This is a genomic window from Cardinium endosymbiont cEper1 of Encarsia pergandiella, from assembly GCF_000304455.1.
Classification (GTDB): Bacteria; Bacteroidota; Bacteroidia; order Cytophagales; family Amoebophilaceae; genus Cardinium.
The window spans coordinates 602646-621874 of the sequence record NC_018605.1 but is presented as its reverse complement, the minus strand read 5'-3'; the positions used below and the strand labels follow the sequence as shown (position 1 = coordinate 621874).

Genomic DNA, 19229 nt, shown 5'->3' with positions numbered 1-19229 from the left:
ATTGAAATATTTTACAAGGTTAGAGGGTATTAAAGCATATAAATGGCTATATTTACGATGTTTTAATGTAAGCATATAGAGTATAATTAAACATTAAGAAATATGAAAAAAATACTAAATAACTATTACAGTCAACTGGCTTTATTATTTGCGTCTGTATACTCGATAAATTTTACTTCTAAAGTAATATACTGTGCGTTATTATTTACGTTTTTAACACATATTTTGAATGTAATAGCAAATGGCCATGGCCATCGGAAAGCAACTATAAGCATTCTATTCTCGACGACCACTTCACTTGGGTTGTTATACCATAAGCAATATTGCATCTCTGGGAAACCTATTGATGGACTTATAACAAGCTCTTTATTTGCTATATTGGTTGCTGCGTATATTGGTCTCAAGCTTTTCTTAAAACTAAAGGCTAAATACAGTTTTCTAGTAAGCAATTTTATCAGTTTATTAATTGCTGCATTTGTAGACCATTTGATAATGGGTCTATTCTTCAGTAAGGAATTTCCTATGGGTAAGGTTTGGCTAATATTCTATAAAGAAACAACCTATACTACTCTATTTGCATGTCTAATATGCCTATGTTCAGCTCTAATCTTATATGTAAAAGTAGTTTATTCCAATATAAAAAGCCTGTACATCTTTAGGCCTTTATCGTCTAAATAATATAAAACAGTTGGATCGTAAGCAAGGCATAGTGCATGTGATTGCACCAAGATCCAATGATTCCAAATGGTCCTAAATAGATCTTTTTTTATACAAGATACAAATACCGTCAGTACCAATTTAATTGGCAAACTACTATGTTTTCATAACCTTAAGGGCATTATTACTGAAACGGAGAGTTATATTGGTACAGATGATCCCGCTTGCCACGCAACCAAAGGTATGACCAAAAGAACCAAAGTCATGTTTGGACTAGCTGGATTTACCTATGTATATTTTATATATGGCAAATATTACTGTTTAAACATTGTTACGGAAGCTTTAAATTTTCCAGCTGCTACACTTATTAGAGGTATAAAACTGACCGATCCACCTTATACTTACCTAAATGGTCCAGGTAAACTTTGCCAATATTTAGGCATTAATTTAATGCATAATGCGATCGATGTAACCGTATCAAAAACATTATATATTAAAGATATAGGTTGTCAATTATCTTATAAGTCAACACCTAGAATAGGCATTTCAAAAGGGTTAGATAAAATATGGCGCTATGTTGTTACAGATATAGATTGTATACCAGCTATGCCACCTAAGCTAGTTTGTACCCCTACCTTGTAATATTGCTTATATTCGATTGCTCTTGTTTAAGAATATAGTTCTTTTAGTATCTCTATATTAAATTAAAAAATAGCTAGCATGATATCCTACCCAAAACTTGGATTTAGAGAACATGAGACCGTTGCAATAGCTTTGTTAATTTTTAGGATAAAAAGTTGGCTTAAAATTTATTAAAAGGCTAAGTTATATAGGTTTTTGAGAATTTGTATTTAAGCTTTTTTCTATTATATGTATGTATGTCAATAAAAGTAAGCGGTCAATTAAGTTTATCAGATGTTTCAGCTAGTCGCCGCAAATGTACACACACTTTCTTTGATCAAATGCATAAACTGATTAATTGGTCATCGATAGAAAAAGAACTTCGTATTTATTATCCTAAAGGCTTACGTTTATCAGGCAAGCCTGCCTATAGTCCCTTATTACTTTTTAAAATGCTCTTGCTTGAGCAGTGGTAAGGTAAAAAAAGCTATGATTTGCATGAAGATGATACTATATCGGTATCGCAGAGCTATCAAAAAGGAGTAGATCCAGAAGCTAGTTGGACCAAAAAAGGTCATAATCTTTATTATGGCTATAAGAGGCATGTCCTAGTAGAAAGTAAAGAAGGTTTAGTTCTGGCAGTCAGTACTACGCTGGAAGTAGGCTCTATGGAGATAAAGGCTATAGCGGTTTCCCTAAAGAAACTTTACTAAAGAACAAAAAATTAAAATCAGCTATTCAAAAGAAAGGTAGTAGAAATCATCCCTTATCATCTGCTGCTAAGCAGTTTAATAAATTGGTATCTAAGACGCGCTATAAAGTAGCAAGAGTATTTGGCAGCATTAAGAGGTGGTTCCGTAGTGCAGGAGCTAGATATATAGGACTGGATAAAAGTCATACGCAACATGTTATGGAAGCTATAGCCTATAATTTATATAATGAATTTTATGGATCCTTAACTGCAAAAACTACAAAAAATAGCACTACAAGCTTAACAAAAATCACAATAACTATCTATAACAACGGTCTCAATTTGTTACATAAAACCAATTATAGAGACAATAGAACCTAACTTTTTCATTAAATTGTAGTATATAGTGTTTTTATATTAAAGATTAAATTACCTACACGTAAATGAAAAAATACAAAACGCAAATGCAACTCAACTTGCTAGACATTGCAAAAAAAATAGATCTCTTTTGGGAAAAACAAGAAACATTTGCATGCTCTATGCAACAACGTGAAAGCAGTGAGCCTTTTGTCTTTTTTGAAGGACCTCCTTCAGCCAATGGTGCACCAGGTGTACACCATATCTTGGCCATGACCGTTAAAGATCTTTTTACTAGGTATAAAACCATGCAGGGTTATTATGTATGTCGCAAAAGTGGTTGGGATACACATGGTTTGCCGGTGGAACTGCAAGTAGAAAAAAAATTAGGTATTACCAAGGCAGATATTGGTAAAAAAATTAGCATAGCCGATTACAATCAGACATGTCGAACAATGGTTATGGCTTACAAAAGCGAATGGGAATCATTGAATAAGCAGCTAGGCTACTGGAAAGACAATCTAAATCCTTATATCACCTATGAACGCGATTATATTGAGTCGGTTTGGTACGTTCTGAAAGCACTGTACAATAAAAAACTGATCTATAAAGGCTATTCTATACAGCCTTACTCCCCTACTATTGGCACAGGACTAAGTTCGCATGAATTAAACCAGCCAGGTTGCTATAAGTTGGTAAAAGACATTTCGATTGTAGCACAGTTTAAACGACAAGACAATGAATATTTTCTGGCATGGACAACTACACCATGGACCCTTCCTGCAAATAGTGCCCTAGCGGTAGGGGCTACTATTCATTATGTTAAAATAGCTACCATCAACCCCTATACCCATCTGCCTATTTACGTTATTTTGGCCGAAGATGCGGTACAACGTTTTTTTACAGGTGCGCCCACTAGCTGTGATGGCCATCAGTCCGATACTAGATCCGATCGTGCTAGTTTACCTTGGGAGATTGTAGACAGGTATACAGGCGCGGATTTAGTAGGCATCCGTTATGAACAGCTTTTACCTTATGTACAGCCCAAAGGAGATGCTTTTAAGGTGATCGCAGCTGATTTTGTCAATACCACAGAAGGTACTGGTATTGTCCATATTGCACCTACCTTTGGTGCAGATGATTACCGAATCGCCCAAAAAGAAAATATTGCCCCTATTATGGTGACCAATGCATCGGGTGCATCTGTTCCAATTGTAGATAGACAAGGTCGTTTTGTAGCAGAAATCACTGATTTTGCTGGACGTTATGTAAAATCGGCCTATGAAGAAGCGTCGACTTTACCTCCTGTAGATCTATTGATTGCTACGAAACTAAAGCAAGAAAATAAAGCTTTTAAAGTAGAAAAATATGAACACAATTATCCCCATTGTTGGCGTACCCATCAACCAATTCTTTACTATCCACTAGATGCCTGGTTTGTTAAGACAACAGCTTACAAAAAATTATTGATTGACTTAAACCATTCCATTCGATGGAAGCCTGCTGCTGTAGGGAAAGGAAGATTTGGTAGTTGGCTAGAGCATTTAATAGATTGGAACCTGAGTCGTGAACGTTACTGGGGTACTCCACTCCCTATCTGGCGTACAGCTGATCAGAAAGAAGAAAAGTGTATCAGTTCCTTAGCCGAACTAAGGTTTGAAGTAGAGCAAGCTGTGTTGGCTGGTTTTATGCAACAGCAGCTACCGGAAGATATTGATTTACATCGTCCTTATGTAGATGATATTGTTTTGGTAAGCAGCAATGGATTGCCTATGTATCGGGAGACAGCTGTAATAGATGTTTGGTTTGATGCTGGTGCAATGCCTTGTGCACAATGGCACTATCCATTTGAGAATCAAGAAATATTTGAAAAAAATTTCCCTGCTGATTTTATTGCAGAAGGAATAGACCAAACTAGAGGATGGTTTTTTACCTTACATGTTATTTCCACATTACTTTTTGAAATTCCTGCTTTTAAAAATGTAGTGGTCAATGGACTAGTATTGGATAAATATGGCAATAAAATGTCTAAAAGCATTGGTAATACGCTTGATCCAACCGAATTATTGAGACAATATGGTCCAGATGCCATACGTTGGTATATGATTAGTAATGCCAGTCCATGGGATAGTTTAAAATTTGATGCCGCAGGCGTAGCAGAGGTAGTACGTAAATTTTTCATTACCTTACACAGCACGTATAATTTTTTTGCCGTTTATGCCAATCTAGATCAGTTCTATTTTAATAAACATGTACTTACCAATAGGGACCTAACCCAGAGTGACAGGTGGATTATTTCTCGTTCACATACACTAATTAAAATGGTAACAGAAGCCTATGACCACTATGAGCCTACACCAGTGGCCAGAATGATTCAAGATTTTGTAATAGATGATTTGAGTAATTGGTATGTACGGCTGAATAGAAAAAGGTTCTGGAAAAACCAACAGGATCAGGACAAAGAAGCTGCTTATCAGACCCTATATCATTGTCTTATAACGGTTGCTAAACTGATGGCACCTATAGCGCCTTTTTATGGAGATTACCTCTATCAAGCATTGAACCATGTTACACAAAAAGAAAAGCATTATTCTGTTCATTTATCAGATTTTCCAGTAGCAGCATCAGAGGCCTTAAATCCAAGACTAGAAATAGAGATGGCGCAAGTACAAAAAATTGTTTCTTTGGCACATGCTTTACGTAAAAAATATAGCATTAAGGTGCGCCAACCTTTATCTAGTATCAGCATTGCAGGTCTGTTTACTTCAGCTGGATGGCCTGGTCTAGAAAAGCTGATAAAAAAAGAAATTAATGTAAAGAAGATCCATTACTTAGATAATATCCATCATCTAAAAAAAGCAAAACCTAATTTTTCTCTTTTAGGTAAACGGTATGGTCCTAAAATGAAATACCTTAATGAGGCTATTATCGCCTTAACACCATCTGAAATTTATTCTTTAGAAGAAGGCAACACCCATCTATTACACGTACAAGATGAAATAATTCCCCTTACCTTAGCAGATATATTGATTTTTACAGAAGATATACCTGGATGGTGTGTGGCCACAGAGGGTGAAATAACCATTGTACTAGATACTACCTTGGATAGCGCGCTGCAAGAAGAAGGCATTGCACGTGAATTTGTGCACCGTATTCAGCAATTGCGTAAAACCTTAAACTTCAATATTGAAGACAAAATCATCATTGATATAGAACAATATGAAAATTCTATAAATCAATCTATTATCACCTATAAAGATTATATTTGTACCGAAACACAAGCCATAGCACTACAATTTGTATCCAAGCTAGTAGGATGCGAAATCCATGTAGAGGATGTAAAGGTAGTGATTCGGCTTACCAAAGTGGAATAGATAGATAGATAGATAGATAGATAGATAGATAGATAGATAGATAGATAGATAGATAGATAGATGGTATTTAAGGTTCTGTCGCGTTTGTTTCAAGGGATAAGTTAATTTAGTAATTTTAGTTAAAAATTGACTAAAATGTTTAGTATTACCCGTAGATTATTGCCCTATTTTAAAGGATTTTGTTCATCACCAGAGTTAATCCTTCTATTTGTGTATATGAAATGTCGTTTTTCATTAAGCTATAGAGACTTGGAAGAAATGATGCATATGAGAGGCGAAAAGATTGACCATTCTACTTGACAAAGGTGGGTCATTAAGTTCATTCCACTCATAGATCAAGAAGTAAGAAAAAGAAAACGCCCAGTTGGTAGTAGCTGGAGGATGGATGAAACTTACGTAAAACTAAATGGTAAGTGGATTTATTTATATAGAGCAGTAGATCGTTATGGAGATACAGTTGACTTTTTTCTAAGTGAACGTAGAGACAAGTCTGCAGCTTTTTCTTTTTTTCGTAAGGCTATAAGAGATAATAACACTCCATACAAAGTGGTAGTTGACAAAAGCGGTAGTAATAAAGCTGCACTTGATGCTTTAAATACAGAAATAGATCAAGATCACAAGATTCAAATATTTCAAAATAAATACTTGAACAATAGAGTCGAACAAGATCATAGGTTTATCACAAAACGGATAAAACCTATGTTGGGATTTAAAAGTTTCCATTCAGCTAACATTACCATTACAGGAATAGAAAATATTAGAATCATTCAAAAAGGACAATTAATCGGATCTAAAAAACAGGTATCTACTTTTGAGAACTTTGCTAAACTTATGGCCGCATAATATCCAAAATTCAAGACAAGGGAGACAACTATACAAAATTAAATACAGATGCGACAGAACCGTTTTTAAAACCTTGTATCTAACTATTAACTACATAACCAGAAAGTGGACCATGCCTATGCATAATTGGAGTGAGGCTATAGCACATTTTTTAATTAAATTTCAACATAGAATTTAAAACACATAAAAATATTTTACACAGTTAAATGGACAGATCCAATCATTTACAGGATCAACGAAAAAATACGTTTGTTCAATATTCTGTCGGTAATAAGAATTTTCATACAATTACTTTAATGATTACAGTGTTGACTACAGCCATTGGAGGAGGGTCAATGATGCGTATTATTCCTAATGTTTATAATTATGATATATATTACATATTTGTAGTTTTTTTGGGAGCTATAAAGCCTTTTTTGCTAATCAGTATTTTATCGTTTCGTATGGGTCCATTTATGAATCACCTTTCTATTGCAGATACCATAGGTAGTGTATATGGTAAATATCCAAGAGCTATTACTGCGTTATTAAGTATCTGTCTTTGTATTAGCCTTACTTCTATTGAAATCAATATAATCTCCGATATCATAAGAATCTATATAAGGTCGATTGACCATCGTGTTATAACTTTTATGGTAGCTTTATATCTTATTTCATATACTATACTTGGCGGTGTGCGTGCTATTACTGTTAGTGATGTATTACAATTTATAATCCTTATGACTATTTTATTTCTAATTATTAAGTTTTTATTTATAAAAACAGGTAAATCATTATTAGAAATAATATTAATTCTAAAAGAAGAAAAAAGATTTCAATTAAACCATGTTTTCCAAAATAATAGGAAGTTAATTAAATTGGTTATACATTTTATAGGTTCTTTTTTTTATATAACTCCATCAGTTATACATAGATTATACACGTGTTGTAGTCCGACTCAAGTTTACAAAGTTTTCTCACTTGCTAGTATTCTTGGACTTGTTATAAAAGGATGTTTTGTATTAATTGGGATACTTATATTTATAGATAGTCCAAACTTAGTGGTAAAAAATTTTTCGTCAGATATGTGGAATGAACTTAATGACCCACCTTTGTCAAGTAGAATGGTCAATCTTTGCGCCTCTCATATGCATCATTTCTTCCAAGTCTCTATAGCTTAATGAAAAACGACATTTCATATATACAAATAGAAGGATTAACTCTGGTGAAGAACAAAATCCTTTAAAATATGGCAATAATCTACGGGTAATACTAAACATTTTAGTCAATTTTTGACTAAAATTACTAAAATAATTTACTCCTTAAAACAGACGCGACAGAACCTTTTATGGAGTATTTTAGGTAGGTATTTTAGTTGTCTTGTAAAACGACCGTTTGCTGAGACAAAACAATTTATCAAATATTAAATCTTATTCATAAACTATATTGTACTGAAAAAGTAGGAGAGAAAAATTATGTATATTGTAGGGTATAAATAGCTTATACAGTTCTGACTTCCGACAAGTGGATATGATATATTATGGAACAAATTACTCCGAAAGTAGATTTAGCCTTCAAAAAAATATTTGGGGTAGAAGAAAATAAAGATTTGCTTATTGAGTTGATCAATGCTACGGTCTCTCGAGAAGATCAGGTAGTAGATGTTACGTTATTAAATCCTTATAACCCNAAAAATTTTAGAAGCGACAAACTATCTATTTTAGATATTAAAGCGATAAGTGAAACTGGGAAAAGGTTTAATATAGAGATCCAAATCACAGATGAAGCAGATTATGATAAACGCGCTTTATATTATTGGGCTAAGTTATATACAGATCAATTAAAGGTATCTCAAGGTTATTCTAAGTTGAATAAAGCAATAGGAATTCATATCCTTAACTTTATCTCTATAGCAGATAATAAAAAGTATCATAACGTCTTTCGTATTACAGAAAAAGAGAGTGGTATAGCTTATTTTCATGATTTAGAATTGCATACAATAGAGTTGACTAAGTTTAGTAAAGATCCAGATGAGAATCTGACCAGTTTATTGAAAAAAATCAAAACATCANTAGATATCTGGACGGCTTTTCTTACGCGTCATGATTTACTGAATAAGGATAACTTACCTGGTCCCTTAGCAATCCCNAGCCTTAAAAAGGCCTTACATGTTTTAGATACGTTAAACTTCACGGATGAAGAAAGAATGGCTTATGAGGATCACTTGAAATGGTTACTCATAGAAGCCAACACAGTGGAAAAATATAGACAAGAAGGAGAAGAAAAAGGTAGACAAGAGGGTATCCGAATAGGGGAAGAAAAGGGTAAGCTAGAGGGTAAGCTGGAGGGTAAGCTGGAGGGTAAGCTGGAGGGTAAGCTGGAAATCGCCAAGGCTATGCTTAAAGATGGATTTCAATTAGATAAAGTAATATTATTTACNGGACTATCTNANTCTGATATTCAGTCTATTATATAGATATTTATAGTACGCTATAACATAAAAATAAGAATTCATAACTAATCTAAAATAGAATTAAATCTAGTAGTCAATGGCTCTGTCCATTTAACTGTGTAAAATATTTTTATGTGTTTTAAATTCTATGTTCGAATTTAATTAAAAAATGTGCTATAGCCTCACTCCAATTATGCATAGGCATGGTCCACTTTCTGGTTATGTAGTTAATAGTTAGATACAAGGTTTTAAAAACGGTTCTGTCGCATCTGTATTTAATTTTGTATAGTTGTCTCCCTTGTCTTGAATTTTGGATATTATGCGGCCATAAGTTTAGCAAAGTTCTCAAAAGTAGATACCTGTTTTTTAGATCCGATTAATTGTCCTTTTTGAATGATTCTAATATTTTCTATTCCTGTAATGGTAATGTTAGCTGAATGGAAACTTTTAAATCCCAACATAGGTTTTATCCGTTTTGTGATAAACCTATGATCTTGTTCAACTCTATTGTTCAAGTATTTATTTTGAAATATTTGAATCTTGTGATCTTGATCTATTTCTGTATTTAAAGCATCAAGTGCAGCTTTATTACTACCGATTTTGTCAACTACCACTTTGGATGGAGTGTTATTATCTTTGATAGCCTTACGAAAAAAAGAAAGAGCTGCAGACTTGTCTCTACGTGCACTTAGAAAAAAATCAACTGTATCTCCATAACGATCTACTGCTCTATATAAATAAATCCACTTACCATTTAGTTTTACGTAAGTTTCATCCATCCTCCAGCTACTACCAACTGGGCGTTTTCTTTTTCTTACTTCTTGATCTATGAGTGGAATGAACTTAATGACCCACCTTTGTCAAGTAGAATGGTCAATCTTTTCGCCTCTCATATGCATCATTTCTTCCAAGTCTCTATAGCTTAATGAAAAACGACATTTCATATACACAAATAGAAGGATTAACTCTGGTGATGAACAAAATCCTTTAAAATAGGGCAATAATCTACGGGTAATACTAAACATTTTAGTCAATTTTTAACTAAAATTACTAAAATAAATACCTTCTTAAAACCAATGAGACAGAACCCATGCTAATGAGTCTTTTATTACTTATTCGGTTTCATTATAAAACTAAACCATCTGTTTAAATTGATACAACTTTACTGCTTTTAAATGGATGGCCATAGCGGACAACCATAGACAAGTAAGGTACAATAGATAAAACAAAATGATCGCTTGATTGCTGTATATTTTTTAGTTATTTTCCCTGGAGTAATATTTAATTGATTGTACAGATTTTTAAGCTATGGTAAAAGGATTTAACGCATATCTACTTTTTTTACGTGCAATGTTTGGCAACCCTATTCCATGTCGAATGTTTTTGTCTCGGGTTGCCAAAGAATGTATTCAAGTAGGGGTAAATTCTCTTTTTATCGTTTGTATTATTTCTATTTTTATGGGTGGAGCCACCTGTATCCAGCTTGCTTCTCAATTAAGCAATCCATTTATTACAAAAGACTTTATAGGTATTGCAGTACGTAATATGACCATTTCTGAACTAGGACCAACGGTAATTGGTATTGTTTTTACAGGCAAAATAGGTTCTAGTATGGCCAGCGAGCTGGGGACTATGCGCATTAGTGAGCAGATAGATGCATTGGAAATTATGGGTGTAAATGCCAATAATTATTTGGTTTTACCAAAAATTATTGCTACGGTTTTAATGTATCCATTTCTGGTCATTATTGCTATGTTTCTTTCTATATATGGTGGGTTTCTTGCTTGTAAATGGCTTACTTCGATCCCTCCTCAAGCCTATATCAATGGATTAAGAAATACATTTGATGCATATGATGTCCATATAGCAATTTATAAATCTTTGGTTTATGGATTCCTTATCTCTTCCATTGCTTGTTATAAAGGATTTATTACAAAAGGTGGATCGTTAGATGTAGGAAAATCCAGTACAAATGCCGTTACCAATAGTGGTATTGCGATTTTAATCGCAGATTTATTTTTAGTCTATGGTTTACTCAGCCATCGTATCTAAACGGAATACCATGATTTCCTTTGAAAATATTTCTAAATCTTTTAATAATAAAATCATTTTAAATAAGATCAGTGGTCTATTTAAAACAGGACAAATCAGTTTAGTAATCGGTTCCAGTGGAACTGGAAAAAGTCTTTTGGTCAAATGCTTACTTGGTTTGGTTTTACCGGATGAGGGATTTTCACTTTTTGATGGACGTGATCTAGTCTATGGTGAGAAGCTACTACAAACCGAAATAAGAAAAAAGGTGGGTATGCTCTTCCAAGGAGGGGCTTTGTTTGATTCTAAAAACATAGAAGAAAATGTCCGTTTCCCGTTAGATGTACTGACCAATATGGGTATAGCAGAAAAGAAAGATCGTGTCCATGAATGTCTCTCACAGGTAGGCCTGCCAGATGTAGCTCACAAAATGCCTAATGAGCTAAGTGGTGGTATGAAAAAACGAGCAGGGATCGCTAGAGCCATTGTGAACCATCCTAAATACCTATTTTGTGATGAGCCTAACTCAGGACTAGACCCCCAAACGGCACTTAAAATAGATGAACTAATTGCTGAGGTAACCTATGCTTACAACATGACTACAGTAGTAGTAACCCACGATATGAATACTATTTTATCTCTGGGCGATTTTATCTTGTTCTTGTACCAAGGTACAAAATTGTGGGAGGGTTGTTCTAAGGATATTTTACATACGAATCTAGTAGAGCTAGAAGATTTTCTATTTGTCGGCAAAATTAAAGAGCTGCTGTTTAAGAGAAAAAGGGAAATAGAGGTAAATAACTATACAATCAAGTAGGAAACTTCTGACAGGGTGTTCAATCCGATAGGTATAACCTAATGATCTACCACTGTTAAGGGGAAATGACACATATATTTATTAACTTCTTCCTTTACTTTTTTTATTTTAGATTCATGATCAAAATTCTTAAGCACACGATCGATCCATTCTACGACCCGTACCATATCAGCTTCCACCAACCCCCTAGTCGTTATAGCAGCGGTGCCTAAGCGGATACCTGAGGTAACTTGTGGCTTCGTACGGTCAAAAGGAATTAAATTTTTATTAGTGGTAATATCTGCCTTTTGTAAAGCTGCTTCTGCTTTTTTACCAGTAATATTTTTACTAGATAGATCCAGCAATAATAAGTGGTTGTCTGTTCCGTCAGATATAATTTTATAGCCTCTATCCATGAACTCCTGTGCCATAACTTTAGCATTGCGCTGCACTTGTATGGCATAAGCTTTATAGTCGGTGGTCATAGCTTCGTAACAAGCAATAGCCTTAGCAGCTATACTATGCACCAATGGTCCACCTTGTGTACCAGGAAAAACAGCAGCATCTATTAAAGCAGACATATTTTGAACCATGCCTCTGGCATTGGTTTTACCGAAAGGATTTTCAAAATCTTTTCCCATGAGTATCATACCTCCTCTAGGGCCTCGTAATGTTTTATGTGTGGTAGTCGTCACAAAATGACAATAAGGGAAAGGGTTATTGAGTAACCCTTGGCTAATAAGACCAGCAGGATGGGCAATATCTGCCCATAAAAATGCGCCTACTTCGTCTGCAATGGCCCGTAGCCGTACATAGTCCCAATCACGGCTATAAGCGGAAGCGCCACAAATGATCATAACGGGCTGCACGACTCTTGCTTTTTGTGCTACTTCCTCCCACTCAATAGATCCTCTTGCTTGGTTAACACCATAAAAAAAAGATTGATATAACTTTCCAGAAAAATTTACAGAAGCGCCATGGGTTAAGTGACCACCATGGGCTAAGTCAAATCCGAGTATCTTATCCCCAGGCTTTAAAACTGCCATCATCAAGGCTGCATTGGCCTGTGAACCAGAATGAGGCTGTACATTTACCCAATCTACGTTAAACAATGCTTTAGCCCGGTCAATTGCTAAAGACTCTACTGCATCTACAATATCGCATCCTCCATAATAGCGTTTACCTGGAAGACCTTCTGCATATTTATTGGTTAAAATACTACCTGTAGCAGCTGCTACTTGGGCAGAAACAAAGTTCTCAGAAGCAATCAATTCTAACCCTGTTTCTTGACGATTTTTTTCTTTTGCTATGAGTGAAAAAATAATTGAATCTTGTTTGATCATCAGGTGATATATAATACATATAGCCCAGGTAACAAAAATTTACTACCCCTGCAGTAAAAGGATTAAGCCATACCTAAAAGGCTTCTATATAGGCTAACATTAACTTATAAATTTTAGTATTATTTTGATGCATAGCAAGTTCTAATGGGGTAATGCCTTCTTTGTCTTGTATAGATAGACCATTACCCACATGTACCAATAGTTTTTTTACTATAGCGGTATGTCGGTATTGAACAGCATAATGTAAAGAGGTTTTACCTAGGTGGTTGGGTATATTTACATCCAACGCAGGATAACGCAATAAACCATTCACAGCTTCTAGTTGATTTGTAACGACCGCATAGTGTAAGGGTGTATTGCCTATACGATCTTGTATATTTACTTCCAATAAGGGCAGATGGCGCAAAGTTTTTAACAACTTGCTTTTTTTATTGGCAACTATAAGATGCAATGGTGTCGCACCATTAGCTGCCTTAGCGTTGATGTTAAAACGACCAGACCTTAATAGTAATTGAAAAATAGCTACGCTATTTTGTTTAACTGCCCAATGGAAGCCTGTATATCCATTCTTATCCTGTGTTTCAACAATTTGTTTTTGTTCCAACAACAGCCGAATGATTGGCAGACTTCGCCCTTTAATGGCCAACAATAAAGGACTAGGCGTAACGTTACACATAGCACCTGCTTGCAATAATAATTGCACAAGGTCCTTTCTGTTTTGTTGAATAGCCAATTGTAGTGGATGGCACCCTTTATGATTTAAAATATTTGGATCTGCACCAGCTGCCAGCAAAAGCGACACAATTTTTTTATGTCCCCTTTCAATGGCCAATAACAAAGGTGTATGGCCATTGCTAACACTTATTTGATTTAATAAAGGTTTGGCTTCAAGCAAACATGCAACCACTGCTGCTTTGCCATATTTAGCCGCATAATGCAATGGACTATATCCTAAAAAATCTTGGTTATTAACATTTTTTTTATCAATCAGTAGGGCAGTAACCTTTTTTAGATTATTATCTTGAATGGCCCATACAAGTGGTCTGTTCACAGTAAATGGCTGATTGGCTACTGGTACCTGATGGGTTTCTGAACACGCATAACTATGTGACCCGCTGATAGATAAGATCCAAAAGCCAATCAATAGGCTTACACTTTTTATAGAAAAATAAACAAGGGATAACCGTTTCATATCTATTGAATGACTAAATAACGCTTTATTTTTTATATAAATAGAATCAATATAAATAATCTATATATTTAGATAGTTTATTGATCAAGAAAAATTAAGTTGGATAGAAGCTTTTCCGATCTAAATAGAAACAAATAAATAAAAAATATTGGCCTATAGATCTGCAACGGCTAATCTAAATATTTGTATTTCCAATGTGCTGCCTCACCATGTTCTGCAATATGATCCATGCGCTCTGTACGTATTTGTACCTCTAATGGTCCATATTTACAAGTTTCAAAGGTAAAATGGAGCGATTCATAGCTAGTATCTCTTGGTATACTAATCCAGTCTCTCATAATATTAGACATTGGCTGATAAAGATCACTGAGAATAGTAAACACCTTCCAGCAAGCTATTTTTTCTTCCTGAAGTGTTTTACCATCCATACCTGTTAAAATAATTCTAACAGCAGAAAGATCATGTATTTGATCAAAGTCTACTTTTAACCGCTGAATCTTATGCCAAATAGAATAAACAGATTTAATACGTTTTTTTAATACAAAATCAATGCCACGTGCGTGAATAGCCGAATAGACCTCCTCAGCAATAAGATTTAACTTTTGCTGTCTTTGCAACTTGGTCATACCTAACTTAGCCGTAATGGAATAATAACTCAACGTATAGGTATATTTCAACCAAAAATCGGCCAATTTAGCTTGGATATTATATAACCGCATTCTATGCAAAAGTGGGATATACAAACGCTTTAAGTCAAGCAACAGCTTAGTACCAGAATAGTAAATCAATGGTGTATGCACACTTCCTAAAAATACGCCACTACCGTTTAGACGAATAATATCAGCAATTTGTAACAAAATTGCTACAATACGTGGAAGCGTTATCTCAGGATGATTTAGACCATTAAGAATGGTACTAGGGCGGAATTTACCATCATATACACTACGCAACTCCACCAATATAGCAGCTGTTTCTAAACCAAAACAGTTTTGAATAGCTTTTTTCCGTACCAGCCCTTTTAAAAAAAGTGGTGCTAAGATTACAGCAACAACAGCAGCTAAATTTAAAGAAAGTTCAGTAGCCGCAATAATAGCTACCCGAATACATTCCCTTAGAAGATGCTGGCATATTTTTAAATCTTGCGCTCCTTCTTCAGAAGTTAACCACGAACAGGCCTGCTGCAACGCCAAAGAGACCTCTTTGACATCGTTTGAATTTTTAGATAGTGCTCTTGCAAGTTGATGCAGGTGCCAAGTATTTAGGTGAAGTATTTTGTTTCTTTTTATCATTCTATACAATCAAAAGTTTTTTACATAAACCAATGCCAGCATAAGTGCGTTTTGACTGATGACTCAGTTTAAGTAAAGTTTATAACTTCGCTCTAAAGTTACAATTTTATAAACTTGTATGGCCAACTATAGAAAAAGAAATATCCTAATTTTGTAAAACCTATAAAACAAGCCAATCATTATGACTTAGATGCAACATCTTAACATAGCAAAAGAGAAAACTGATATGTTTAATCAATTTTGAAATACTATACTCTTTTCCGAGCAAAAAAATTTCTACTATATTTTTACTTGATTAAAAGGAGAGAAATTATTTTTTTACTGCGCTTTTAACTTAAAAACATAGCATTTAATGGTACCTAGGGCCGGAATTGAACCGGCACGATATTGCTATCATTGGTTTTTGAGACCAACGCGTCTACCAATTCCGCCACCCAGGCAAAAAACAAAAAAATTACCAGCAAGCATACATACAGATAGCCATGCTAGCTCCATTCCATCTACTTAAAACAGTAAACTTAGAGGTCGCGAGTGGATTCGAACCACCGATAAGAGGTTTTGCAGACCCCTGCCTTAACCACTCGGCCACGCGACCCAAAAGCAACTATTCTTTACTTTCCTTTTTTGTATGTTGCTCTAACTGTTCTTTCAAGTTGGCAAAAGCTTCAAAGCCTCTAGTAGATGGTGCTTTCTCTATTGTCCCTTTTGCTTCTCCCCTTGTTTTAGCTTCAACTTTGGCGTCTACCTCTGGATTAAAAAGAATCTGATGTGATAAAATTATTTTTTTATCTGCTTTAACACATTTTATTACTTGAAAATCCAACTCCTCTCCAACTTCTGGCTCTTGACCATCTGCTTTAATAAAATGGTGCTGTGCTACTTGTCCTTCTATACCATGTACCAACTCAACAATAGCGCCACGACCTGGAATCTTTTTTACAATAGTCCCTTTATGTAAGGTACCTACTTGAAAGATTTTTTCACACATATCCCATGGGTTTTCTTGCCTTAAACCCAGTGAAAGGCGTCTATTTTCTCGACTAATACCTAACACAATCACTTCTAATTTTTCTCCTAACTTCAAGACGTCAGAAGGATGGGCAACCCGCTTGGTCTCAGAAAGACGAGAAACATGCAAAAGCCCTTCAATACGCGGCTCCAGCTCTATAAAAGCCCCAAAATGGGTTAAGTTTCTGACAACTCCTTCATGGGTAGTGCCCACTGCATAAGTAGATAAAAATCTATCATGTTCCCACGGATCGCCCGTCAGTTGTTTGATCCCTAAAGATATTTTATAATTTTTTCGATCCAATGATAATATGCAGGTTTCAATGGTATCACCTATTTTGTAATATTCATTGATATCACGCAAGTATTGCGACCATGATATATCTAAAATATAGACAAACCCTTCAATACCTGGCATCAACTCTATAAAAAGACCATAATCGGCAATATTGGTTATGGTACCTTTAATGGTAGATCCTACTTCTAACGTCTCTGGAAGGGCATCCCATGGATGCTCTTGAAGTTGTTTCATACCTAAAGAGATACGTTTTTTATCTTCATTAAATCCAATAACTACTACACGCACCTTTTGGCCAAGCGTGAACAACTCTTCTGGATGATTGATTCTGCTCCAAGACATATCTAACTTATGGAGCAAGCCATCTACCCCTCCTAAATCAATAAAAGCACCAAATTTGGTTATGTTTTTGACATAGCCTTCTAAAATTTGCCCTTTTTCAAGATTGCTAATAATTTCAAATTTCTGCCCTTCCAGTTTTTTTTCAGTTAGTGCTTTATGAGAAACTACTACATTATCATTGGTATGGTTAATTTTAATAACGATTACATCAATCGTTTTACCGACAAAAACATCAAAGTCTAATACAGGCCTAATGTCAATTTGTGAACCAGGCAAGAAGGTCTCAATATCGCAAACTTCTACAATTAACCCTCCTTTGGTCCTGCGCTTAACCAACCCTTCTAAAACTTCTCCATCTTCCAATGCATGTTGAATTTTTTCCCAGGCTCTTACCAACTTTGCTTTTTTCCGAGAAAGTACCAGTTGGCCTTTGGTATTCTCTGTTTCTTCTATATATACTTCAACTTCATCACCTAGTTTTAAATCCGGTAGATCTCTAAACTCAGAAGCAGCTACTAAACCATCGGATTTGTATCCAACCCCAACAATCACATCTTTATGGGTAATACTTATAACCGATCCTTTTACTACTTCATATTGACTAATAGCGCTTAAAGTAGCTCGATATAGGGCAGCCATATCTTCTCTTTGTTGATCTGTATATGCACTGCCTAATTTTTTATTAGGATTGTCATATTGATCCCAGTTGAAAACTCCTTCTGTTGCATGCATAAGGGCAAGGTATTGACTTGTATTATTTAAAAAACAGCGGTACACTACTTGTGGAGTGCTGTTTTGTGTGGTTAAAAAATGAAATTAATTATACGACTTCTACATAAGTGCAAGAATCTGGCGATCCAGATCTGCCTTACAGGCCCTAAAGTTACAAAAAAATATAAGGATTACTATGATTTGCCTATAGTATAAGTAGCTTTATGCCCTAACTTTAATGGGATAAAGCATTTATGCAAAACTTCTTTGTTGATAAAAGAGGTCTAAAAGATCAAGCTCTGTGCAAATTTTTTTTGGAAGAAAAGATTTTTGGAAGAGGACTAAACCTTATAAAAGAAGCAACTTATGCTAGTTTTTTGACGACTAACATAAGCGATAGAAACAGTATAGCGCATTCTTAAACAGAGCGCTTTATGTTATACTTTATGTTTTAGTCTATTCCTTGGCATCAAAATATTCATCAATATCAGCATCATCACCAGACTCAAAAGCAGAATCATTATCAAAATCATGATCTTTGTATGCTAACACAGTAAAAGGCTCTGGGTTATCCCCAATATGGACTTCATAAGTAGAAATATTTGGCTCCCGATTATCGCTATTATCATCTGAAACATCAGCCGTCTGAGTGTAATAATCATAAATGGAAGCACAAGCGCATTTAACACGATTACAACTCGTACAAGCAATCCATTTCGTAGAGTTAAAGACATGCGGCGTAATCCATACTAGGCCAGCAGCAACGCCAGTACAAGCATAGTTGCCACCTGTACCCAAAAACTTAGCACCATAAGAAGCCAAGTTATAGGTAGTAGCCATTCTAGAGACACTAGGGTCTATATTATTACCATTAGAAAGCACATAGAGACCATCTACACAAACACCAATTATTCCTCCAAATATACCTCCAGAAATATATCCAGTCTGCTTACCAAGGTAACCAGCCCACTCAATAAATTTTTCGGACCTAGAAAACTCTTGTTGTACTTGTTGCTGGGTTTCCCCTACAAATTTTGGTTCTGACTGGACACCTAACCTAGCGTGATTATAACCACCACATCCACTCAATCCCAATGCAGAAAAACAGAAAATATTTACCATGAATAGTCTACGCAAACGGTTACTTATTATCATTATGTTATTTTATTTTAGGTTATTAAACTATTGTGTGTATTACATTACTACCCGCTTGTACGGTTCGCAAGTATAAACATATAATGTACA

The 19229-nt window shown here is 35.0% G+C and carries 11 protein-coding genes, 2 tRNA genes and 4 pseudogenes; 8 read left to right on the top strand and 9 right to left on the bottom strand.

The window, feature by feature from the left end:
• The first annotated feature begins 744 nt into the window (after positions 1-744).
• The 5 genes and pseudogenes from AL022_RS02745 (at position 745) to AL022_RS04530 (ending at position 7703) form a co-directional block, all read left to right on the top strand.
• Positions 745-1299, top strand: a complete 555-nt coding sequence (locus AL022_RS02745; protein WP_014934750.1) for a DNA-3-methyladenine glycosylase — start codon at positions 745-747, stop codon at positions 1297-1299.
• Positions 1300-1535: 236 nt separating this feature from the next.
• A pseudogene (locus AL022_RS04305) lies at positions 1536-2215 on the top strand (transposase); the annotation flags it as partial.
• A gap of 197 nt (positions 2216-2412) precedes the next feature.
• Positions 2413-5700: an isoleucine--tRNA ligase gene (gene ileS, locus AL022_RS02725; protein WP_014934747.1), complete on the top strand. Its 3288-nt coding sequence runs from the start codon at positions 2413-2415 to the stop codon at positions 5698-5700.
• A gap of 135 nt (positions 5701-5835) precedes the next feature.
• A pseudogene (locus AL022_RS04300) lies at positions 5836-6543 on the top strand (IS6 family transposase).
• 206 nt (positions 6544-6749) lie between these two features.
• Positions 6750-7703, top strand: coding sequence for an SLC5/6 family protein (locus AL022_RS04530; RefSeq protein WP_014934745.1), 954 nt, complete (start codon positions 6750-6752; stop codon positions 7701-7703).
• Here AL022_RS04530 and AL022_RS04290 read toward each other — a convergent pair.
• A pseudogene (locus AL022_RS04290) lies at positions 7641-7802 on the bottom strand (IS6 family transposase); the annotation flags it as partial. The gene AL022_RS04530 and the pseudogene AL022_RS04290 overlap by 63 nt on opposite strands.
• A 260-nt stretch (positions 7803-8062) precedes the next feature.
• On the opposite strand from AL022_RS04290, the gene AL022_RS02710 reads away from it, so the two are divergent.
• Entirely contained in the window at positions 8063-8998 is a 936-nt protein-coding gene (locus AL022_RS02710; RefSeq protein WP_014934743.1) for an Rpn family recombination-promoting nuclease/putative transposase, read from the top strand.
• A 293-nt stretch (positions 8999-9291) separates the two neighbouring features.
• Here the strand turns inward: AL022_RS02710 and AL022_RS04280 are convergent.
• Positions 9292-9999: pseudogene (locus AL022_RS04280) on the bottom strand (IS6 family transposase).
• Between the two features lie 283 nt (positions 10000-10282).
• On the opposite strand from AL022_RS04280, the gene AL022_RS02700 reads away from it, so the two are divergent.
• Positions 10283-11026, top strand: coding sequence for an MlaE family ABC transporter permease (locus AL022_RS02700; RefSeq protein ID WP_014934740.1), 744 nt, complete (start codon positions 10283-10285; stop codon positions 11024-11026).
• 10 nt (positions 11027-11036) lie between these two features.
• Entirely contained in the window at positions 11037-11822 is a 786-nt protein-coding gene (locus AL022_RS02695) for an ABC transporter ATP-binding protein (protein ID WP_041546111.1), read from the top strand.
• A 38-nt stretch (positions 11823-11860) separates the two neighbouring features.
• Here AL022_RS02695 and AL022_RS02690 read toward each other — a convergent pair whose 3' ends face one another.
• The 7 genes from AL022_RS02690 to AL022_RS02660 all read right to left on the bottom strand — a co-directional run bounded on the left by AL022_RS02690 (position 11861) and on the right by AL022_RS02660 (position 19106).
• Positions 11861-13141: a serine hydroxymethyltransferase gene (locus AL022_RS02690; protein ID WP_041546274.1), complete on the bottom strand. Its 1281-nt coding sequence runs from the start codon at positions 13139-13141 to the stop codon at positions 11861-11863.
• Positions 13142-13217: 76 nt separating this feature from the next.
• Positions 13218-14336, bottom strand: coding sequence for an ankyrin repeat domain-containing protein (locus AL022_RS02685; RefSeq protein ID WP_014934737.1), 1119 nt, complete (start codon positions 14334-14336; stop codon positions 13218-13220).
• A gap of 170 nt (positions 14337-14506) precedes the next feature.
• Complete coding sequence (locus AL022_RS02680) at positions 14507-15625, bottom strand: HD domain-containing protein (RefSeq protein WP_014934736.1); 1119 nt, start codon at positions 15623-15625, stop codon at positions 14507-14509.
• A gap of 353 nt (positions 15626-15978) precedes the next feature.
• Positions 15979-16065, bottom strand: a tRNA-Leu gene (locus tag AL022_RS02675).
• Between the two features lie 82 nt (positions 16066-16147).
• A tRNA-Cys gene (locus AL022_RS02670) sits at positions 16148-16220 on the bottom strand.
• A gap of 9 nt (positions 16221-16229) precedes the next feature.
• The gene (locus tag AL022_RS02665) at positions 16230-18005 is read right to left on the bottom strand and encodes a 30S ribosomal protein S1 (protein WP_014934735.1); all 1776 of its coding nucleotides are present in this window, start codon (positions 18003-18005) and stop codon (positions 16230-16232) included.
• A 435-nt stretch (positions 18006-18440) separates the two neighbouring features.
• Positions 18441-19106, bottom strand: coding sequence for a hypothetical protein (locus tag AL022_RS02660; RefSeq protein ID WP_148269047.1), 666 nt, complete (start codon positions 19104-19106; stop codon positions 18441-18443).
• Between the last annotated feature and the right edge of the window lie 123 nt (positions 19107-19229).